Here is a 20551-nt window from a genome sequence, read left to right as displayed (position 1 = left end):
AGCGCCCCTGGTGGGGCGGCCCGACGCCCGGGACACCCGGGGGTGGCTCGCTCACCTGCCGGCGGTCAGGAGGTGGGCGACTCGGCTGGCTTGCGCCGTGCGCAGCCGGACTTCCACCTGGCCGGACCGGGACGGATTGGTTGTCCCAGCGTCATAGGCGAAGCAGATCCGGTCCGGCCGGTCGGCGACCACCTTGATCGTGGAGCGGATCGGATGGGCATGTGGCACGTCGATGTGTTTCATCCGGCCGGCCCAGACCACCAGGCGCCCGGCCGTGACCGCGATGGCGCCGGAGGCGGCCTCCTTGCTCCACGACGTCCACTCGCCCGGAGCCCGGTAACGGCGGTACGTGACCGACCCGGTCAACCCCTCCTCCAACAGGACCAGCCCTTCGGCGGCGAGTTCGGCGCGCAGTTGCTCGGGTAACCGGCCCGAGCCAATGCCAACCAGCATGCGCAGCAACGGGTGCACACACCGCAGGTTAGCCGCGCCGGTCAAGCACTGACGCGGGCCTGCTTCGGCAAGAATTCGGCGGCTACCGGTCCCCCCGCTGACGGCCAGACCCCGGTCGCTGGTGCGGCGGCGCTGCCCTCGTCCCCCCGCGCCGACAGGCTTGTAACCACGAGCGGCGAACGTTAACGGTGCGGTCGCCACCTCGTCGCTTCCCGGTTGCCAACGTTCTTGGCCATACCACTCCGAGAGCGCCGCGAACAGCGGTGCCAGACTGCGGCCCAGTTCGTTGATCTCGTACTCCACCCGCGGTGGGACCTCGGGGTAGTAGGTGCGCTCGACGAGCCCGTCGCGTTCCATTTGCCGTAGCCGCTGGGTCAGCACCTTGGGCGTGATCGTGGTGAGGCGGCGCGACAGCTCCACGAATCGCTGCCGCCCGAACTCGTTGAGCACCCACAGGATCGGGGTGGTCCAACGGCTGAACACGATGTCGACCACGGGCGCGATCGGGCATGCCTGCTCCGGATCGACCTCGGTGAGCTCGGTCACTTCCACACTGTTCCCCAATACTTTCCTCTAGGTACCTACCAGCTCCCCGGTCGTAGCTTGGCCGAGTCAGGAAAACGAACTCGGATTTGGGAGCGAACATGATCGTGGTAACCGGAGCGACGGGCAACGTGGGACGGCCGCTGGTGGAGGCCCTGGTCACCGCCGGCGAAGAGGTGACAGCGGTCGCTCGACGGATCGCTGCCCAGGATGTGCCCGCGGAGGTGGCGTTTCAGCAGGCCGACCTGCTCGAACCGGAGAACCTCAAACCTGCCCTCGACGGGGCTGAGGCGCTGTTCCTGCTGACCTCTGGCGAGTTCATGGGGGCCGGCGGCAACCTCGGCGACGTCCTCGAAGTCGCGCGAGCCGCCGACGTTCGGCGGGTCGTCTTGCTGTCCTCCCAAGGCGTCGTCACCGGGCGCCATCCCTCGAACCTGGAAAAGGCCGTTCAGCAGTCGAGTCTGGAATGGACAATGCTGCGGCCGAGTGGCTTTTACTCCAACGCGCTCCAGTGGGCCAAAATGGTCCGTACGCAACGGATGGTTGCCGCGCCGTTCGGCGATGTCGCGATACCGGGCATCGATCCGGCTGACATCGCCGAAGTCGCCGCGGTCGCGCTGCGCGACGCCCGTCACGTAGGCAATACCTACACTCTGACCGGGCCGGCGCCGGTCTCACCCCGGCAGCAGGCCGCGGCGATCGAGGCCGCACTGGGCGAGCCGGTGCGGTTCGCCGAGCAGAGCCGCGAGGAGGCTCGGGCCCAGATGCTGCGGTTCATGCCCGAGCCGGTCGTGGAAAGCACTCTCGACATCCTGGGCCTGCCTTCGGCCGAGGAGCAGCAGGTGAGCCCTGACGTCGAGCAGGTCCTTCGCCGCCCGGCCCGCACCTTCTCCGAATGGGCGGCGCGCAACATCGCGGCCTTCAAGTGACCCGCGCGAAGGCGAAGCGGTTGTTGGCCTCGGCCGAGGATTTCCTGGCCGAGGCGAACGTCGCGACGCTGACGACTGTCCGGCCCGACGGCTCTCCTCATGTGGTGGTGGTGCGTTTCACCTGGGACGACGACGCGGGGCTGGCGAGGGTGATGACCGTCGCCGCCTCGCGCAAGGCCAGGAACCTGACCGCAAACCCAGGTGGCCGCGCCGCTCTTTGTCAGGTGGCGGGTTTTCGCTGGATCACGATCGAAGGCACGGCCACGGTGTCCGACGATCCCCGCCGGGTGGCCGAGGGGGTGCGCCGCTACACCGGGCGCTACCAGTCCCCGCCACCCAATCCGCCAGGGCGAGTCGTGATCGAGATCGCGATGGACCGGGTGACGAGCCTCAACATCTGACGTTCCACTCAACGCGACAAAAGGAATCTCTCATGCCTACCAAGAATGTTCTCGACTCGACGATCTTCTATCGTGAGGCCGGCACCGGGGCGCCGATCGTCTTCCTGCACGGCAATCCCACGTCGTCGTACGGGTGGCGGCACATCATGTCGGCCGTCGGCGACCCAGGCAGACGACTGGCGCCGGACCTGATCGGCATGGGTGACTCGGGCAAGCCGGACATCGACTACACCTTCGACGATCACGCCCACTATCTGGACGCCTGGTTCGACGCGCTCGGTCTCGACGACGTCGTACTGGTCGGCCATGACTGGGGCGGGGCGCTCGCCTTCGACTGGGCCGCACGCCATCCCGGCCGCGTGCGGGGCATCGCGTTCACCGAGACCATCGTGAAGCCGATGTCGTGGCAGGAATTCCCCGAGGCCGGCCGCGAGCTGTTCCGGTCGATCAAGACTCCCGGGATGGGCGAGACGATGATGCTGGACCAGAACGCGTTCATCGAGGCATTGCCCACCATGGTCGCCCGGCTCACCGATGAGGACTTCGAAACCTATCGCAAGCCGTATCCCACGCTCGCCAGCCGCCGGCCGCTGCTGCGCTGGGCACGATCGATGCCGCTGGACGGGGAGCCGGCCGACGTCGTGGCCAGGGTCGACCGCTACGACGACTGGCTCGCGGCCAGTACCGACGTGCCCAAGCTGCTGATCACGTTCCAGCCCCTCTTCGGCGCGATGATGGGCCCGGAGCTCGTCGACTGGTGCGCCGCCAACATCGCCAGTCTCGACATCGCCGGGCACGATCTTGCCTCCGGCCACCAGACCCCGGAGGACCAGCCCGAAGCGATCGCCACCGCCATCGCTTCCTGGCTGGACAAGCACGACCTGCGAGCAGCTGGGTGAGCGGTTATGGCGGTTTCCAAGAACGGACCCGGCAGACCGCCGAGATCGTCGCGGCAGCGTGCCTGCCACCACTGGTGGCCGGCGCGGGTGGCCACGTGCCGGGGCGCGAGGACACCGGTCACGTAGGCATGCGCGACCAGGGCCGCTCTGCCGGTCACGCCCCACCCCCGGCCACGCATACCGTGGACACGGCGCCTCCGCGCGCCTCGCGCGGCCCTCCCTGTCAGCTCGCGGAAGACGAGCTCCGCGACGTGGCCGACCTCGAACAGCACGCCACCGCCGTGTACCTGAGCAAGCCCGCCGCGCGGCTGAACTGGAACATCCTGAACCGCCTGGTCACCGAGGCGCCCCCGCCAGCCGACACAGAAGCCATCCTCTACCAGATCCTGCGCGAGACCTGAACTCAGCCATCTTCGGTAACATCGCGAGAGTGACAGAGCTAGATCCGTTCCGGGTCGACGTGCCGGCCGACGTGCTCACCGACCTGGCCGAGCGTCTGCGGCGGACGCGGCTTCCGAACGAGATACCGGGCATCGGCTGGGAGCAGGGCATCCCCCTGGAGGTACTCCAGAGGATCATCCGCTACTGGCTGGACTCCTATGACTGGCGGGTCCACGAAGCCCGCCTGAACCGCTACGAGCAGTTCATTACGACGGTCGAGGGCCAGCGTTTCCACTTCCTGCACATTCGGTCGCGTCACAAGACGGCCGTCCCGTTGTTCCTGACCCACGGCTGGCCTGGTTCCGTAGTCGAGTTCCTCGACGTGATCGACCCGCTGTCCGATCCGGCTGACCCTGCCGATGCGTTCCACCTAGTGGTGCCCTCGCTGCCCGGTTACGGGTTCTCCGGCCCGACCACGGAGGCGGGCTGGAACCCCCGGCGGATCGCCGCCGCCTTCGGTGAGATCGCCGACCGGCTCGGCTACCAGCGCTACGGCGTCCAGGGCGGGGACTGGGGCGCGATCGTCTCCTACAACATGGCTGAGTTGCGCCCGGAACGCGTCCTTGGCTTGCACGTCAACCTGATGAACGTGCCGCCGCCCAGCGGCGAGGCGGCCGCTCCCCCAACAGCGTGGGCGCGGCGGATGGGACGCGCTGGCGGCGGCTACGACGCGATTCAGGGGACCAGACCACAGGCGATCGGTTACCTGCTCGACGACTCGCCGGCCGGGCTGGCGGCCTGGATCATCGAGAAGTTTTACGAATGGACCGACCAGTCCGGCGGCAGCTTTGTCCTCACCAAGGACCAGATGCTGACCAACGTGATGGTCTACTGGGTGAACCTCACCGGAGCGTCGTCGGCCCGTCTGTACTGGGAGCGACGCCAGGCCCCGGAGACGATGGTGCCGCAGCGACGGGTCTCCGTGCCAACCGGAGTGGCCAATTACCCGGGAGAACTGGTCCGGTCGCTCCGGCCGCACGCCGAGCGATTCTTCAACATCGTGCACTGGACCGAACTCCCCCGCGGCGGGCACTTCCCCGCGATGGAGGTGCCGGACATCTTCGTGGATGACGTACGGGCATTCTTCCGGCCTCTGCGCTAGGGAGCTTCCCGTGGATCTTCGGCTAGCCAGATGAAGATCCACGCGATGATGATCTCGTTGCAGAAAACGCAGAACGGGATCAGCCTGTTCAACCCGGCCACCGTGACGGTCACCCGTTACCGCTACCGGGGCGCCAGGATTCCGCTCCCCTGGACAGCGGCCACCGCCCTGGAGGGCTTGGCCGATGACGTCGCTGGTGTCGGTGTGGGCCGAGTGGAGCCTGCCCCGCTACGCCAGTGGCTGCGCGGGCTGCTCGTCGTCGGGCTGCGCGGTGGTCGTCTCGTCGGTGCCGTCTGACGAGGCGTGTGGTCGTCCCGCCGCCGCGGCGCGGGAGCGGATGTCCTCCAGGCTGGCCTCCAATGCCTTCCACACGGCGGACAGGCTGCCGGCGACGGCATCCGCACCGCTGAGCAACGGCTCGGCGGCGGGTTCACCTTCGGTGTCCGAGGAAGCGCCGGCGTCGGCGTCGGCATCGGCCACCGGTCCGGGGTCCGGGGAGGCACGGCGGCCGCTCAACGCGCCGAAGGCGAGGCGAGCCAGGCCCAGCAGCCGGCGATCGGTGGCCTCGACCACGACAGCGGCGTCGGTCAGGCGCAGCGACATCCCGCGGCGCCCGGCTATTTCCGGCAGCTCGTCCGACGTGCCAGTCAGCTCGGCGCGGAGCAGGGCGTCGCGGGCGGCCGAGAGGTCGAGGCCGAGGCCCGTCAGCGTCCTGGTCGCCGCACTGGCGGGATCACTGAGCAGGGCCAACAACAGGTGGTGCGAGCCGACCGGGTCATGACCGGCATAGCCGCCCGCACCCGAGATGCTGGCCATCGCCGCCGCGGTGCGGCGCGGCTCTTCCTCCTCGATGCCGAGGACGCCGCTGTCGACATCGGCGAGCGCACCGTGCCGCCGCCGTCCGGTCGCTCTGTCGGCCCCGTCCGCGGCGATGAGCGCGAGAACTCGCGCGCGCAGCTCCCGGCTGTCCACCTTCCACTCGCTCAGCATGCGCGCGGCCAGACCCTCGTTGAGCTCCAGCAGGCCGAGCAGGACGTGTTCGGTCCCGATGTAGTTGTGCCGCAGGCCGAGCGCCTCCCGTAGTGACTTCTCCAGGACCTTCTTGGCCCGGGGAGTGAACGGGATGTGGCCCTGCAGGGGCTTCTTGCCCCGTCCGACGGCCGCGACGACGCGTGCCCGGGTCATGTCGATCGGCAGGTCGATCTCGGCGAGGGCGCGCGCGGCGATGCCGTCGGTCTCGCCAAGCAGCCCGAGCAGGACGTGTTCGGTGCCGATGTAGTTGTGATCGAGTCCACGGGCCTCCTCCTGGGCGAGGACGACGACGTGGCGGGCTTGAGTGGTGAATCGCTCGAACATGAGGCCAGCATCGGCCCGCCTTCTAACCCGGTCAATACCATGCTAATAATAGGCTCGATGAGGAGGTAGCCGTGAACTGGGACGATCGTCTGGATCAGTGGGACGTCGAGCGAGAACTCGCTTCCCGACTGGAGGACTCCGACTGGGTGACCCTCCAGGAGGCCGCCGCCAGGACCGGCGTGTCCCGTGCCGCGTTGCGGACCTGGTACCGCGGGGATCTCATCCCCTCTCGTCTGGTCGACGGCCCACACGGTCCGCAGCGCCTGGTACCGCTGGCGATGGTCGCGGCGCGGGCTGGCGAGTCCCCGCGGCTGCGCCGGAAGTGGGAGAAGCGCCTCGGCGAGGAGGCGCTGGTCGAGCTGCTCCAGCATCGGATCGACGACCTTGAGGCCAGGGTGGCCGCCCTGGAAAAGCGTGACCCCACTGGCCGCCGTGGGTCCGCGCCCGGGTGACCAGACGGCCGACGACTGGCCATCCCATCAGCCCTGTGGGGTGCGAAAAGTCGGCCTGGGTCTGTGAGCTGGGCCGATGCGACGGCCAGGTCCTCGACGTGCTGGCCTCCGAGAAACGGGACCTGGCCGCGGCGCGCCGTGATCGGCTCGCTGCGCCGGCCGGAGTACGCGGACGGGCCACCGCGGGCGGGAGGTGGACAGAGCCGCTGCAAGATCAGGCCGGCCAGGAGGTCGTTGCGGGCACTATCGTCGAGGCCTCGGTGGCAGGAACGCCGGGAGGGCGTGGTCTGCCGTGCCGGTGCGAGATGGGTTCCCGCCGGGGTGATCGGGGCGACAGATGTGAGCAGCGCCGTGCGGGTGCGGTCGGTGGCCGCGGCGGCGGCCGCCTCCTCCGCCTTCGTCGAGAGCCTGCGGTGCTCGAGCGCGACGGCGGCCTGCGCGGCGAAAGGCAGCCAGCACGCTTCGGTCGGAGGCGGGCAGGACCCTGCCGCGCAGCGCCAGGGTGAGGTCCCGGCTGATGGGCACGACGGTGTCCGCGTCGTCCGGGTCCAGGCACGGCGGGAATCCGCGGAATCCGACCAGAGCCCAGGTGTCGCGGGAGGGGGCGACGCCTGTCTCGCCGCGTTGGAGGAGGGTCACCGACTCGACGGCGAAGCTCTCCCGGACGCGGTCGAGCAGTACTGGCAGCGCCACCTGGCCGGCGATGAGGCTTCCGGACAGCGTAGTGAGCATCGCCGCCTCGGCGCGGGCCCGGGCGGCCTCGCCGACGTAGCGGGCCGAGGCCTCCACGACGCCGCTGACGGCGAGCGCGACGACGAGGAAGACGGTGAGCGCGACGACGTTGAGCGGGCCGCGGACGAACAGCGAATGCACGGGCGGGGTGAAGAACCAGTCAGCGAGCAGGCCCGCTCCCACCGCGGTGACCACGGCCGGGTAGAGCCCGCCGACGAGCGGTCCGGTCCGTCGATGCGGCCATGTCAGTGGCGAGGCGCGCGACCGGATGTGTGGCAATGGCCGCGCCGGCAGCGGGCGTAGGACTCCGCTCGATGGACAAGCCGCCATGCATCAGCATGAGGCCGAGCAACACCACGCCGACCAGCAGCAAGGTCCGCGCCCACGCGAGGACCCGCGCGCTGGATATGCGACGGGGCAGGCTCACCAGCCGCCATTCTTACCGGCATCCTTTCCGGACGCCCGGCGGAGCCCGAGTCACGCACCACGTCCTGGGCCTGCCCCATTGGTCATGGCGATACGGGACCTTCTCGGATCACCTGAAGGTTGATAACGGCACTATCATCGATGTCGACGGAGGGGGAGCCGACCACGATGCTCGCGGCGCCAGCCACCGCTGTCCCGGATGGTTCACCCGGGGCGGGCCCGCTGACGCGGGAGCACGTGTCAGGCTGGACCGGCTGGCCTGCGTCGCTTGGGGCGCTAGCGAGCGGGCTCGCGGTCGCGGCGCTGCTGCTTGCCCTGGTCGTGATGCACGCCGGCCTGGCCCCGGCGATGGCCGGGCACTCTGCCATGACCGCGGGTGGCGGTGGCGTGTCCGCCGTGACGATGCCAGGCCACCTCTCCATCGACGAGGCGGCATCGATGACGGGCGCGGCCATGGCGCGGCCCGCCGACGGGAACCTGGCCACGGGTCTGGCGGCGTCGGCGATGGCCGCTGCGGCGGCGCCGGGCGAGACGGGCGCGGGCGGGATGCCCGGCCACGTCGGTGGCGTGATGTGCCTGGCGGTGTTGACGCTGGTCGCGCTGTCGCTGGCTGTGCCGTTCCTGCGGCGGATCGGGCGAGGGCCCGCGGGGCAGGTCGGTGGCCTGATGTCGCCGGGCATGCGCGCGGGCTGGGCCGCCGACCGGCCGCCGCGGCCGGCCGCCGCGCTCGCGCGGCTGTGTGTTCTGCGGACGTAGAAGCGGTTCTCGGCTTCTCGATGCCCTGATCCGTTCGCCCGGGCAGGTGCTTGGACCGGTCCGTTGTCCGGTCGTGCCCGGGTTTCCTCGTCTGGAGAACCTGCATGTCTTCCCAACTTTCAGCCCCGTCGGGGGCTGTCGCCGGCGCGCCAGGACGTCGCGGCCGCCGGGTGCTCGTCGTCGTCCTCGTCGCCGTCGTCGCGCTCGCCGCGGTGACCGCCGGTGTCGTCACCCGTCTGGCCCGCGGTGGCGACGACACCGGTGGCCAACTGGTGGCGCCGTCCTCAGCGGCCGTCCTTGCCACCGAGCGGGCCCGGCCGGCCAGCGGCCGCACCGTGACCAGGACCATCACCGCCCGCCCCGCAAAGATCGACCTCGGCGGAAAGACCGTGACCACCTGGACGCTGGACGGCACCGTGCCCGGCCCGGAGCTGCGGGTCCAGGTGGGTGACCGGCTGCGTCTGACGTTGCGTAACCAGCTTCCGGTGGAGACGTCGCTGCACTGGCATGGCCTGGAGCTGCGCAACGACATGGACGGCGCGCCTGGGGCCTCCGGCTCGGCGATCCCGCCGGGCGGGTCGTTCACGTACGACTTCACCGTGCCGTCGACCCCGGGCACCTACTTCTTCCACAGCCACGTCGGGACCCAGCTCGACACCGGTCTGTACGCGCCGCTCGTGGTCGAGGACTCGACGGCGCCGCGTGACGACGACACGGACGCCGTGCTCATGGTCGATGACTGGACCGACGGCCTGGGCCGATCACCCGACCAGGTCCTCGAGGACCTGCAGGCCAGGGGTATGGCGGGCATGGCCGGCATGGGAGGAGCTGGCGGCTCGGGCGGGATGCCCGGGATGAACATGGGCGGCGGCGGGATGGGCCCGCTCGGAGCAGACACCGGTGATGTCGCCTACCCGGCCTACCTGGTCAACGGCCGGCTGCCGGAGCAGCCCTATGTGCTGTCTGCGCAGCCGGGGCAGCGGATTCGGCTGCGGCTGGTCAACGCCGGCTCGGACACGGTGTTCCGGTTCGGTGTCGGCGGGCACCGGCTCACGGTCGTCGCGGCCGACGGACGGCCGGTGCGGCCGGTGGACGTCGACACGCTGATGGTCGCGATGGGCGAGCGCTACGACGTGGAGATCACCGCCGGGACCGGGGTCTTCCCGCTGATGGCGGCGCCGGAGGGCAAGGACGGCATCGCGATGGCGGTGCTGCGCACGGCCGCCGGCCCGATACCGAACCCGGCCGACCGGCCGGCGGAGCTGAACGGCCGGCTGCTGACCTACGCGGACCTCCACCCCACCGCCGCCGACGCCCTGCCCGCCCGCGAGCCCGACCAGGTGATCACGCTGCGCCTGGGCGCGGACCCGACCGACTACCGGTGGACGATCAACGGTAGGTCCTTCGACGACTCCGCCGGCGACCCGGCCGCCAACCACCCGTCCGAGCTGCGGGTCCACCAGGGCCAGCGGATCCGGCTGGTGTTCCAGAACGCCACGATGATGGCCCATCCGATGCACCTGCACGGGCACACCTTCGCGGTGCTCGCGCCGACCTCGAACGGGGTCCGCAAGGACACCGTGCTGGTCCCGCCGATGGGCACGGTCGCAGTCGAGTTCGACGCCGACAACCCGGGCCAGTGGATGATCCACTGCCACAACGCCTACCACGCGGCGGCCGGCATGATGACCATCCTGTCCTACGTCACCTGACACCAGCCCGACCTCGGCTCGGCGGGCCGCTCCCGGCCCGCCAAGCCGTCGGCCTCCTCGCGCAGTTCTACTTTCGCTTCTAGTACTACGGCCTGGTGTGGGCCCACCGCGGCTTGTCGGCCGCTGTGCTGGCCCTCGTCTCGGTGGGGGTGGTCCGACGATGTCTCTGGGCATCTGTGGTCCCGGAGAAGCCGAAGAACCTCGCACGGTCAAGGCGGCGCGGACGGGTGGTGGACTGACAGCGGCGGAACGCAAGGCGACCGAGCGGCGTGCGCGATATCGCCGCAGGCGGCGGATCATCCGTGCGGGCCAGGTCCTGATGGCCGTCGGTGCCGTCGTCGCCCTGGCGCACCTGCTGGCGCGCTGGGAGGTGTTCGGCGGCCAGCCCTCAGGCCTGGTCGACCTCGTCGCCGGCTACCCGATCGCGGCAGCGCTCTTCTTCGCTGGCGCGGTCGCCGCCGGCCAACGCCAGTAGCCGGCGACAGGCGGCGCGAAGCCGGCGTTCCCACGGGCCACGGATACCGCCGCGCTCGTCAGCGCTTGGCGAGGTGGTCGGCCTCGTGGAGAGCAGCCAGCCGGGCACGGAACTCCTGCTCATCGATCTCGCCGCGAGCGAAGCGGTCGGCCAGCACCTGCTCGGGCGACAGACGAGCCGGTCCATGGGTAGCCGGCGGCTCGGTGGGCGGTCGCGTCGAGGGGCGGTTCCGCTCGTCGGAGCGGATCAGAGCGCGTACCAGCAGGACCGCGCCGGTGATGAGCACAGCCCAGAACAGCAGCATGCCGACGGACATGGCGAACCAGCCCCAGCCACTCATGTCGTGGTCGTACCCATACATCATCACAGCCACCTCCCGCAGTGATCGGGCTGGGACTGGGCGGCGGTTCCGGCCGGCCCCCATGCGCGATCCCTTCTCCTTCGACGGTGCTCCCTTCCGCACGGGCGCGCAGGGGCTGTTCGGCCTAGCGGCACCGGGCCGAGCGGTCACCGCCCCATGCCCAGGTGCCCGGCATAGTCGGGCTGGCTGGGGTCGAGGTTCCCGCTCCTGCGCGACACCCATGCCGGTGGGCACCTGTGGAACGACCTGATCGGCTGGAAGGGCGACCCACACCTGAGCCCGTTCCATCTGGCCAGCTACGTCTTCATCGGCGCCGGCTTCTGGCTGATCGCCGCCGCCTGGCGGGTGCTGCACGAGGCCGCGCGCACCGACAAGCTGGCCACCACCGGCCCCTATGCCCGGGTCCGGCATCCCCAGTACGACGGCCTCCTGCTCGTAATGATCGGATTCCTGCTGCAGTGGCCGACGATCCCTACCCTGGCCATGTTTCCGATCTTGGTTGCCGTCTACGCCCGGCTCGCCCGCAGCGAGGAGCGCGAAGTCGCCACGCGGTTCGGCGAACGCTGGTCCACCTACGCCGCATCCACTCCGGCGTTCGTCCCCCGCCGCCACCGCGCTGCCCCTGATCGGGGAGAAGACGGACGGCGGCCTACCCGGGTCAACCCGTCGACGGGCGACGGTCCCGCGGGTCCGCCGACCGTGCTCGTCACCCGGTCGACGGCCAGCGCCGCCGAGACACTCAAGAGTCGGACGTCGGCGCCGTCTCCCACGGCCACCCCAATGGGACAGGACACGAACATGCCCATGGTCGCGGCGGTTACGCCCGCGACGACTCCTGACGGCGCGGTGACCGCCAGGAACACGGCCGCCACGTGGACAGGACGGCTAGCAGTTACTCGCTGACCTGGTAGCGGTCCTGCGGGAACCGTCTGAGGGCCGGCACGCTAGCCAGCGGCCCGCGGGCGGGAGGGGATGTCCCGCCCGCGGGCCGCCGTCCGTGGGGTTACGGAACCCGGCCGACGTAGTAGGACGACGTCCAGATGGGTTCGAGCTTCACCACGTCGCCGCTCTTGGGCGCGACCCAGATCTGGCCGTCGCCGGCGTAGATGCCCTCGTGGTAGATCGACCCCGGCTCGCCGAAGAAGATGAGGTCACCGGGCTGTTCGGAGCCGCGCGAGATCCGGACTGTGGCCGCGACCTGCTGGTCGGTGGTGCGGGGCAGCGACTTGCCGAGCTGCTTGTAGACGTACTGCACCAGCCCGGAGCAGTCGAAGCTGTACTGCGGGTTGACAGGGCGACCCTGCCGTTTCTCGTCGCCGGGCTGCTGGCCCTGGTCGTGCTGCTCGCGTCGGTGCGTGGCCTGCCCGAATCCCGACATCTCGACCAGGACGTCGAGTTCACGCACGATACGCACCGCTGGCGGCAGGGTCTGGGACTGCGCTGGCTGCTCGGCCTGGTCGTGGCTTCGTCCTCGGGCCCCGCGCTGTTCGAGGGCACGTTCGTGCTCTACGGGCAAAGCCGGCTGGGTCTCGGCCCCGCCTCGGCCAGTGCCGTGTTCATGGTCTGCGGGCTGGTGATGGCTGTCCTGCAGGTTGTCGCGGCCGGGGTGCTGTCGAAGTTCGTGTCACCGACCGTCCAGGTCGCCGGCGGTCTGGCGGTCCTGGGTGTGGGCATCGCCGTCCTCGTCACGGCCCGCACGTTCGCCGCCGTGCTCGGGATCGTCGCGCTGCTCGCCGCGGGGTCCGCGTTCATCACCCCGAGCCTGTCGGTCCTGGTGTCGACCGATAGGGGCGACCGCGCGGGCGCCGCCCTTGGGATGAAGAGCGCGGCGAACAGCGCCGGCCAGTTCGTCGGCCCGCTCGTCGGGGTCAGCCTGCTCGCCTGGCGACCTACCTCCCATTTCATGCTGGCCGGCGGCCTGCTGATCGCCCTCGGCATCGCGGTCGGCCTCGTGCACTGGTCCGGTCGCCGTCACCCTCGTCCACCGAGAAGGACAGCGTCGTTGCACGCTTCCGCGCACGAGGCGAAACGCGTCTCCCGCCGACCGGTCCCCGCCGGTCCCGAATGTGCTCGTCGCCTCCGGCCGGAAGGGATGGGATGGATCATGACCGAGTCGACGCTCGCGGTGGACGCGGGGCAGGTGGACAGGTCTGGGGGCGCGGCCGGCGTCGGGGAGCCGGTGTTGGTGGCGGCCGGTATCGAGAAGTCGTTCCGGCGTGGGATGTGGCCGCTGCGGCGGGTTCACCCGGTGCTGCGCGGGGTGGATCTGACGCTGCGGCCTGGTGAGGTCGTGGGGCTCGTCGGGGAGAACGGATTCGGCAAGAGCACGTTGATGAAGATTCTGGTCGGGGAGCTGGCCGCGGACGCGGGCGTCATCACTAGATCTGGCCGGCTCGGGTACTGCCCGCAGGAACCTGTGCTGTATGAACGGCTCACCTGCGAGGAGCATTTCGAGCTGTTCGGGCATGCCTACGGAATGACGACCGAGGCAGCGCGAAAGTCGCGCCAGATGTTGTATGAGGAGCTGGGTTTCGCCCGCTACGCGGGAACCCGTGCGGACCAGTTGTCCGGGGGTACCAAGGCGAAACTGAACCTCGGGCTCGCGCTGTTGGCCGATCCGGAGGTGCTGCTGCTCGACGAGCCCTATGCCGGTTTCGACTGGGACACCTATCAGCGGTTCTGGCGGCTGGTGGCCGACCGCCGCGCCGCCGGTCGAAGCGTGCTGGTTATCAGCCATTTCGTGGCCGACGAGGAACGCTTCGACCGCATCGTCGGGCTGCGCGACGGCGTCACCCAAACACGTGACGGCGACAACGTGCCGCGCGACGACGCGACCCGGCGCCGTGGCGACGCTGTCGGCCGGGAGGACGACGTGAGGGGGTCACGATGACCACCAGGCGGTTCATGCCAGACGCCGAGCCCGCTCGGGTCCCGGGCGATCCCGTCGGTGTCAGCGGTCTGGCGCTGTTCGTGCGCAGGTTCCTGGCCGACTACACCCGCAACCCGGTGAACCTGCCGATGCTCGTCCTGGTCCCGACTGTGTTTGTGGTCGTCGTGGCCGGATCCCTCGGCGATGCCGCCAAGCTGCTCGGCGGGCCTGGCGGGCTGGCGGTGCAGACGGCGACGGCCGGCTGGGCCGCCGGGTTCCTCACCGCCGTCGCCATGTACTTCCAGACCCGCGCGGCGCACGCGGCTGACCGGCGCCTGGTGCTCGCGGGCCTCGCGCCGGCGCGGCTGGTCGCGGCGAGGCTCGCCAGCGGGCTGGTGCTGGCGCTGCTCGCGGCCGCGACGGCGCTGGTCGCCCTGCTGCTTCGGGCCGGTGTCGACAACCCCGGCCGCACGATCGCGGGAACGCTGATGTTCGCGGTGATCTACCTCGCGATCGGTGCCGTCATCGGCGCGATCGTGCACAGCCCGGTGAACGGGATGGTGCTGATCCTGTTCGTCTGGATCGTCGACGTGTTCTTCGGCCCGGCGATGGGCGCCGCGGACCGGCTGGCCACCCGCGTCCTTCCGACCCATTTCCTGACGTTGTGGATGGTCGACCTGCCCTCCGGGCACAGCGGACGGATCGGCGACCTTGGTATCGCGCTTATCTGGACGGCAGGCGCCCTCGCCGTGGCGTTCACCGTCGTCACGGCCGCCAGCCGCATCGCCGGCCGCCGACGCCCTGGCCACCGGCCCGGGTCCGTCGGCGACCAGCTGGCCGCCGGGCTGCGGATGGGTTTCCGGGACTGCCGACGTATCCCCGTGCTGTGGGTGCTGCTCGTCGTCGTGCCGACCGTGTTCATCCTGCTGGCCGACGCCGCCACCCCGAACCGGCCGATCTCCATGACCGTCGTCGAGGCCGGCCGGAGCACAGTGCGGACGTTCTCGATGCCCAAGGTCCACGGCGCGACCATGGCGCCGATCGCGGTCGCGTCCCTGGCCGCGCTGGCCGGCCTGTTCCTGGTCCTCGACTCCCGCGTCGCCGACCGGCGGCTCGCGCGGGCGGGCTACCGTGTCCCCGCGCTGCTCGCCAGCCGCCTCACCACCGTCGGCGTCGCCGCCCTAGTCGCCACGGCCGTCTCCCTCGCCATCACCGCCACCGTGACCAGCCCGCGCCAGTGGGACGTCTACATCGTCGCGAACCTGCTCGTCGCGGTCACCTACGCACTGCTCGGCGTCATCATCGGGCCCCTGTTCGGCCGGGTCGCCGGCGTCTTCATCGCCTTCCTGATGCCGTTCCTCGACCTCGGTATCAGCCAGAGCCCGATGTTGCGCGACGAGCCACCTCTCTGGGCCCACGCCCTACCCGGCTACGGTCCGGACCGGATCATGCTCGACGGTGCGCTCACCCCGACGTTCGACGAGACCATCCCGTTGCTGATCTCCCTGGCCTGGCTCGTGGCACTGGCCGTCCTGGCAGGCGCGGTGTTCCACCATGCCGTCGCGCCCGGCCGCCCGCGCGCCCGCGTTCCCCGGACGGGCGACCCTGGGCCCACACACGGCGGGGTGGCACCGATCGGGCACGCGACGACGCCGGGCAAATACCCCATGGGGGTATAGTCGGATTGTGGCGGCATGGCCCGTCCTTGCTGGGGCGGCGCGGCCGGTCCGCGGCGGGCAGCAGCGAGGCCGAGCCTCCACCGCGAGGGGATAAGGAGCCGAGCATGGACGGGCAGGACCGCCACCCACACCCGCGTACCGCTCAGAATCCGCGCTCAGAGGGATCGCCGCCGGCCCTCGCGACGGCGGTTCTTGAGGTCTCCGGGATGCGCTGCGCGACCGAGCAGGCCCGGGTGGAGGCCGTACTCAGCCGGCGGCCCGGTGTCATCGAGGTCGCGGCGAACCCGACCGCGCAGACCGCGCTCGTGCGGTTCGACCCGGGGCTGACGTCGGCGGCCGAGCTCGCCGGCTGGGTCCGTGACTGCGGATATCACTGCGCTGGGCAGTCGGTGCCGCGCCACGTCTGCGACCCGCTGGCCGAGCCCGTGCCCCGGGAGGCGCATCCAGCAACGCATGACGACCATGGGGTGCACGCCGCGCACGTCGGCGCCCAGGTGATGCCTGTGACACCCGTGACACCCGTGGCGCACGGCGGGCATACGGGACCGGGGGAACGGGTCGCGTCGCCGCACGAGGCGATGGGTCACGGCGGGCACGGCGGGATGTCGATGTCGGCGATGGTCGCCGACATGCGCGACCGATTCCTGGTCGCGGCGGTGTTCTCGGTGCCGATCCTGCTGTGGTCGGCGATCGGGCGCGACGTGCTCGGGTTCCACGTACCGGCGCCGTTCGGGATGCGCGACGACGTGTTCCAGCTGGTACTGAGTCTGCCGGTCGTCTTCTGGGCGTCGTGGATCTTCTTCGACGGCGCGGTCAGGGCGCTGCGCGCCCGCACGCTGGACATGATGGTGCTGGTCGCCGTCGCGATCGGCACCGGCTGGATCTACTCGGCCGTGGTCACGCTGACCGGCGGCGGTGACGTGTTCTACGAGGCGGCCAGTGTGCTGGCGGCGTTCGTGCTGCTGGGCCACTGGTTCGAGATGCGCGCCCGCGGCGGCGCGAACGACGCGATCCGTACCCTGCTCGAACTGGCGCCCGAGAAGGCCCTGGTCGTGCGGGACGGAGCGACGGTCGAGATCCCGACCAGCGAGGTCGTCGTCGGCGATCTGCTGCTCGTCCGCCCAGGTGGGAAGATCGCCGTGGACGGGGTGGTCGAGGCCGGTGAGTCCGACGTCGACGAGTCGATGGTCACCGGCGAGAGCCTGCCCGTCCACAAGCAGCCGGGCTCACCCGTGATCGGCGCGACGCTCAACACCACCGGCGCCCTGCGGATCCAGGCGACGAAGGTCGGCGCGGACACGGCGCTCGCGCAGATCGTCGCGCTCGTGCAGGAGGCCCAGAACAGCAAGGCGCCGGGCCAACGTCTCGCAGACCGGGCTGCGTTCTGGCTGGTTCTGGTGGCGTTGGCCGGCGGGCTCGCCACGCTGCTGGTGTGGCTGTTCGCCACCCATCGGCCAGCGCAGGAGGCGGTACTGTTCGCCATCACCGTCGTTGTGATCACTTGCCCGGACGCACTCGGCCTGGCCACTCCGACCGCGATCATGGTCGGGACGGGCCTCGGCGCCCGGCGCGGGATCCTGTTCAAGAACGCGGGCGCGCTGGAGATGGCTGCTCGGATCACCACGGTCGTGGTGGACAAGACCGGCACGCTGACCAAGGGCGAGCCGGCCGTCACCGACGTGCTCGTCGCCGACGGTGTCGACGAAGCCGAGCTGTTGCAGCTGGTCGCGGCGGTGGAGCGGGAGTCCGAGCATCCGCTCGCCGCGGCCGTCGTCCGGCATGCGGACGCTTTCAGCCTGCGGCCGGCCAGGGCGGCCGAATTTATCAACGTTCCTGGGCAGGGCGCGGTGGCTACCGTCGATGGACACCGGGTCGCCGTCGGCACCCCACGGCTGATGGAGGCCGAAGGAGTCGAGCTGGGCGCCCTCGCCGAGCGGCGCGCCGCGCTCGCCGCTGACGGACAGACGGCCGTGCTCGTCGCGGTCGATGCACAACCGGCAGCGGTGATCGGCCTCGCGGACGCTCCACGCCCGACCTCGGCGGCGGCGGTCGCTGCCCTGCGCGCGGCGGGAGTCGAGGTCGTCATGCTCACCGGCGACAACCAGGCCACCGCCCGGCGGATCGCGGACGGGCTTGGCATCGACACCGTCATCGCCGAGGTACTCCCCGGTGACAAGGCCGCCAAGGTCACCGAGCTACAGCGCGCCGGCCGGCGGGTCGCCATGGTCGGCGACGGGGTCAACGACGCCCCCGCCCTCGCCCAGGCCGACCTCGGCATCGCGATCGGCGCCGGCACCGACGTCGCGATCGAGACCGCCGACGTCGTCCTCATGCGCTCAGACCCGATCGACGTCCCCGCCGCGTTGCTGATCGGCCGCGGCACCCTGCGCAAGATGCGCCAGAACCTCGGCTGGGCCGTCGGCTACAACGCCATCGCCCTGCCGATCGCCGCCGGCGTCTTCGAGCCTGGCATCGGGCTGGTTCTCCGTCCCGAGATTGCCGCGCTGTCCATGTCCGGATCCAGCTTCCTCGTCGCCGTCAACGCCCTCCTCCTCAAGCGGCTACGCCTCCCCCGCTCGTTGACCAAGGCGGCGGACACGCAGCCCGTCGCCGAAGCGCGGCCCACCGCGACCCCCGTGCCGTGACGACGGGCCGCGGCCGGCCGTCAGAGGATGACCGGTGAAGATCAGCTAGCGGGCGGTGGGACGGCCGGTAGGGGGCAGTAGAGGGTGTGGCCGAGGCCCAGCAGTGGTCCCGCGGCGATCGCGATCGGGACGAGGAGCAGCACCACCGCGAGGGTTCCGCCGGCCATTGTCCGGACGAGGCCGAGTGGGTTGGCCGGTGCCAGCAGGCGATGGACGCGTCCCAGCGCCGTCGGTCCGCCCGCGGCCAGGCCTACCCCCTCGCCGCCGCCAGCGGCCAAGACGGCGAGCGCGGTAGCGATCGACAGGCGGGTGTGCCGGCGGGACGCGGCGTCGTCGGCAGCCAGCTCCAGCAACCGGCCGATCTCGCGCCGGGCGACGGTGAACAGCGGCGCAGCGGGGAACGCCCTGACCAGGACGTCGGCGCCGGCCAAGGCCAGGTGATGGCGGCCCACCAGATGCGCGCGCTCATGCGCGAGCACCGCCGCCAGCTCCCGTTCGCCAAGCGCGTCCAGCGCCGCGGTCGTGAGCACGATTCGCTGGTTGCGGCCGGGTAGGCAGTAAGCGGCGGCGGTCTCGTGGGCGAGGACGACCGCTCCGAGCGTGGGCGCCGGCCGCGCGAGAATCGCGAGTTTCAGCGCGTGCTCTCGACGGGCACGCGCGCTCCGTATCAGCCCGGCCGTCGCGCAGAAGGCGACCCGGATGAGCAGGGCCGCGACCACCGCCAGTCCGCTTCCCGCGACGCTCGCGCTGCTGGGGGTGGCGTACGAGTCCCGCAGCGACACCACACAGGCCTGCAGCATCTCAGCGAGATCGGTGCTGAGAGGTACCGACGGAACTGCCAGCGCCAGCCCGGCCAGCCCGGCGGCGGCCAGCACTGACAGCGACAGTGCCTGCCACAGGCAGACCGCCAGCCGCGGGGCTCGCTCGGCCCAGGCTGCCCCACGTAGCAGCCGGGGGGTCACCACGGCGAGCACAACCGCATAGGTGACCAGCACCGCGGCAACTATCACGTCTGTCCATCCGACGGCAATTGCCGCTGGCCCGGCCGGTTCGCGTCGTTCCGGGAGCCCTGGGTACCGGCCCCGTGCGTTGCCCTGGCAAGGGCGTCGCTCAGCAGCCGGGCCTCCTCGGGCGACATCCGTTCGACGAAATGGATCAGCGTGGTTGCGGGATCCAGGCTGTCGGCGAGCGCCTCGCCCATCAGCTCCGCGTTGTGCTCCTCCTGGGAACGCACGGGCTCGTAGAGATACGCGCGGCCGACCAGTTCTCGGCGCAGCCAACCCTTGCGGTGCAGGTTGTCCATCACGGTCATCACCGTCGTGTAGGCGATCCGTCGCCGCTGTTGGAGCTCCTCGAAGACCGCCCGCACGGTCCGAGGCTCGCCCGCGGACCACAGCAGATCCATCACTGCGGCCTCCAGCGCGCCTAGCCCACGCATGACCGCCTCACCGCCTCTAGCCAGCCGAATACGAAACATCCTAGTAGCAGGAGACTCTCGCCCCGCCGGCTCGACGGCCGGTCGCGCCCGGCAGCGTCACAGAGTCCCGCCTTCGAACACGTGTCGTCGGGCTGGGACATGCGCTGGGCGGCGAGCCGCCCTGCGCCAGATCGGCGCCGGGAGCGCGAGCCTCGTCTCACTCGCCTCGGCCCCGAGTCTCGGCCGGGGTCGAGGCAGCCGGCCGACGCGCCGACACCCTTGACCCCTTTTTCTACTAGAGGGGCTAGTACTACTACTATCCGGCGTAGTTGTTACGGATGATGCGTCTGAGGACGTGGTGAGGGAGGAGAAACGGTGCCTGCTCGGGTCGGCGGTCGGCGGTCCCTTGACGAAAGGTGGCCCAGGCGCGACCCGGGCACCGAATCGGGGCCGGACGAGGCGCCCAAGGAGTCCCTGCGCCGCCGGGCGACCGAGCCTCGGCGTCGGGCAGCCACCGTCGTCCTCCTGGCCGGCGGAACGTTGGCGACGTCGATGACGGGCTTCGCCGCGGCCACCTCCGACACCCCCGGCGACAGCCAGCCCGCCGCTGACCCGATCATGCAGGCCTCCATGCTCGGCGCCTCCATGCTTGGCAACCAGCCGGCTCCGACGGACGCGCCCGCCGGCGTGGCGCTGGCAGCGGAGGTCGCGAATCCGACGCAGCAGTTCACAGCCCTGACCATCACGCCCGACAAGACGGCGATCAGGCCAAACGACCAGGTGACCTTCACGGTGCACGCGGCGGCGGCGACCGGTGCACCCGTCGCGGGTGAGCAGGTCAACATCGTCGTCGTCACCGGCACCCGCTGGTCGAAAAGCGCCATCCTGCGAACCGACGATGAC

20 protein-coding genes and 2 pseudogenes are annotated in these 20551 nt (G+C 70.7%); 15 read left to right on the top strand and 7 right to left on the bottom strand.

The window, feature by feature from the left end; genetic code table 11:
- Positions 1-51 precede the first annotated feature (51 nt).
- Positions 52-1005 carry a winged helix-turn-helix transcriptional regulator gene (locus BCD48_RS56320; RefSeq protein ID WP_241841425.1) on the bottom strand — a complete coding sequence of 318 codons (954 nt, stop codon included), beginning with the start codon at positions 1003-1005 and terminating at the stop codon, positions 52-54.
- 92 nt (positions 1006-1097) lie between these two features.
- Between BCD48_RS56320 and BCD48_RS01125 the strand changes: the two genes are divergently transcribed.
- From BCD48_RS01125 to BCD48_RS56315, 6 genes are read left to right on the top strand one after another with little or no spacing between them, the layout of a single operon-like run.
- Complete coding sequence (locus BCD48_RS01125) at positions 1098-1925, top strand: NAD(P)H-binding protein (RefSeq protein WP_071046334.1); 828 nt, start codon at positions 1098-1100, stop codon at positions 1923-1925.
- Positions 1892-2326, top strand: a complete 435-nt coding sequence (locus tag BCD48_RS01120; RefSeq protein WP_071046333.1) for a pyridoxamine 5'-phosphate oxidase family protein — start codon at positions 1892-1894, stop codon at positions 2324-2326. Before BCD48_RS01125 ends, BCD48_RS01120 begins: the two co-directional genes overlap by 34 nt.
- Complete coding sequence (locus tag BCD48_RS01115) at positions 2323-3225, top strand: haloalkane dehalogenase (protein ID WP_274536481.1); 903 nt, start codon at positions 2323-2325, stop codon at positions 3223-3225. Before BCD48_RS01120 ends, BCD48_RS01115 begins: the two co-directional genes overlap by 4 nt.
- Entirely contained in the window at positions 3222-3626 is a 405-nt protein-coding gene (locus BCD48_RS45190; protein WP_083418008.1) for a hypothetical protein, read from the top strand. The genes BCD48_RS01115 and BCD48_RS45190 overlap by 4 nt, the downstream gene beginning before the upstream one ends.
- A 29-nt stretch (positions 3627-3655) precedes the next feature.
- Positions 3656-4768: an epoxide hydrolase family protein gene (locus tag BCD48_RS01110; protein WP_083418007.1), complete on the top strand. Its 1113-nt coding sequence runs from the start codon at positions 3656-3658 to the stop codon at positions 4766-4768.
- Between the two features lie 30 nt (positions 4769-4798).
- Positions 4799-5065: a hypothetical protein gene (locus BCD48_RS56315; RefSeq protein WP_083418006.1), complete on the top strand. Its 267-nt coding sequence runs from the start codon at positions 4799-4801 to the stop codon at positions 5063-5065.
- On the opposite strand, the gene BCD48_RS01105 is transcribed toward BCD48_RS56315, so the two are convergent.
- A complete protein-coding gene (locus tag BCD48_RS01105) occupies positions 4997-6124 on the bottom strand; it encodes a Clp protease N-terminal domain-containing protein (protein WP_071046331.1) in 1128 nt (375 codons plus the stop codon). The genes BCD48_RS56315 and BCD48_RS01105 overlap by 69 nt on opposite strands.
- Positions 6125-6195: 71 nt before the next feature.
- On the opposite strand from BCD48_RS01105, the gene BCD48_RS01100 reads away from it, so the two are divergent.
- The gene (locus tag BCD48_RS01100; RefSeq protein WP_071046330.1) at positions 6196-6576 is read left to right on the top strand and encodes an excisionase; all 381 of its coding nucleotides are present in this window, start codon (positions 6196-6198) and stop codon (positions 6574-6576) included.
- Positions 6577-6819: 243 nt separating this feature from the next.
- Here the strand turns inward: BCD48_RS01100 and BCD48_RS01095 are convergent, their stop codons facing one another.
- Positions 6820-7638 carry a DUF4118 domain-containing protein gene (locus tag BCD48_RS01095; protein ID WP_083418005.1) on the bottom strand — a complete coding sequence of 273 codons (819 nt, stop codon included), beginning with the start codon at positions 7636-7638 and terminating at the stop codon, positions 6820-6822.
- 237 nt (positions 7639-7875) lie between these two features.
- On the opposite strand from BCD48_RS01095, the gene BCD48_RS01090 reads away from it, so the two are divergent.
- The 3 genes from BCD48_RS01090 (at position 7876) to BCD48_RS01080 (ending at position 10677) form a co-directional block, all read left to right on the top strand.
- Positions 7876-8490: a hypothetical protein gene (locus BCD48_RS01090; RefSeq protein WP_071046328.1), complete on the top strand. Its 615-nt coding sequence runs from the start codon at positions 7876-7878 to the stop codon at positions 8488-8490.
- A gap of 104 nt (positions 8491-8594) precedes the next feature.
- On the top strand, positions 8595-10202 hold the full coding sequence (locus BCD48_RS01085; protein ID WP_083418004.1) for a multicopper oxidase family protein: 1608 nt from the start codon (positions 8595-8597) through the stop codon (positions 10200-10202).
- A gap of 160 nt (positions 10203-10362) precedes the next feature.
- Complete coding sequence (locus tag BCD48_RS01080) at positions 10363-10677, top strand: hypothetical protein (protein WP_198543024.1); 315 nt, start codon at positions 10363-10365, stop codon at positions 10675-10677.
- 58 nt (positions 10678-10735) lie between these two features.
- Here BCD48_RS01080 and BCD48_RS01075 read toward each other — a convergent pair whose 3' ends face one another.
- Entirely contained in the window at positions 10736-11041 is a 306-nt protein-coding gene (locus BCD48_RS01075) for an SHOCT domain-containing protein (protein ID WP_198543023.1), read from the bottom strand.
- Between the two features lie 342 nt (positions 11042-11383).
- On the opposite strand from BCD48_RS01075, the gene BCD48_RS56310 reads away from it, so the two are divergent.
- Positions 11384-11941 carry a methyltransferase family protein gene (locus tag BCD48_RS56310; protein WP_241841424.1) on the top strand — a complete coding sequence of 186 codons (558 nt, stop codon included), beginning with the start codon at positions 11384-11386 and terminating at the stop codon, positions 11939-11941.
- A 100-nt stretch (positions 11942-12041) separates the two neighbouring features.
- On the opposite strand, the pseudogene BCD48_RS01065 reads toward BCD48_RS56310, so the two are convergent.
- Positions 12042-12317: pseudogene (locus BCD48_RS01065) on the bottom strand (C40 family peptidase); the annotation flags it as partial.
- Between the two features lie 57 nt (positions 12318-12374).
- Here BCD48_RS01065 and BCD48_RS56305 point away from each other — a divergent pair.
- The 3 genes from BCD48_RS56305 to BCD48_RS01050 all read left to right on the top strand — a co-directional run bounded on the left by BCD48_RS56305 (position 12375) and on the right by BCD48_RS01050 (position 18231).
- Positions 12375-13928, top strand: coding sequence for an MFS transporter (locus tag BCD48_RS56305; RefSeq protein WP_491677103.1), 1554 nt, complete (start codon positions 12375-12377; stop codon positions 13926-13928).
- Positions 13925-15586: an ABC transporter permease gene (locus BCD48_RS01055; protein WP_071046325.1), complete on the top strand. Its 1662-nt coding sequence runs from the start codon at positions 13925-13927 to the stop codon at positions 15584-15586. Before BCD48_RS56305 ends, BCD48_RS01055 begins: the two co-directional genes overlap by 4 nt.
- Before the next feature lie 104 nt (positions 15587-15690).
- Entirely contained in the window at positions 15691-18231 is a 2541-nt protein-coding gene (locus BCD48_RS01050) for a heavy metal translocating P-type ATPase (protein WP_071046324.1), read from the top strand.
- Positions 18232-18272: 41 nt separating this feature from the next.
- Here BCD48_RS01050 and BCD48_RS01045 read toward each other — a convergent pair whose 3' ends face one another.
- Positions 18273-19241, bottom strand: coding sequence for a M56 family metallopeptidase (locus tag BCD48_RS01045; protein WP_131803697.1), 969 nt, complete (start codon positions 19239-19241; stop codon positions 18273-18275).
- Entirely contained in the window at positions 19238-19669 is a 432-nt protein-coding gene (locus tag BCD48_RS01040) for a BlaI/MecI/CopY family transcriptional regulator (protein ID WP_083418001.1), read from the bottom strand. Before BCD48_RS01040 ends, BCD48_RS01045 begins: the two co-directional genes overlap by 4 nt.
- Before the next feature lie 354 nt (positions 19670-20023).
- On the opposite strand from BCD48_RS01040, the pseudogene BCD48_RS01035 reads away from it, so the two are divergent.
- Positions 20024-20551, top strand: a pseudogene (locus BCD48_RS01035) (C40 family peptidase); the annotation flags it as partial.

Source organism: Pseudofrankia coriaricola (assembly GCF_001854805.1).
Taxonomy (GTDB): domain Bacteria; phylum Actinomycetota; class Actinomycetes; order Frankiales; family Frankiaceae; genus Pseudofrankia.
The sequence above is the reverse complement of the archived record's forward strand: the minus strand, read 5'-3'. Positions and strand labels throughout refer to the sequence as shown.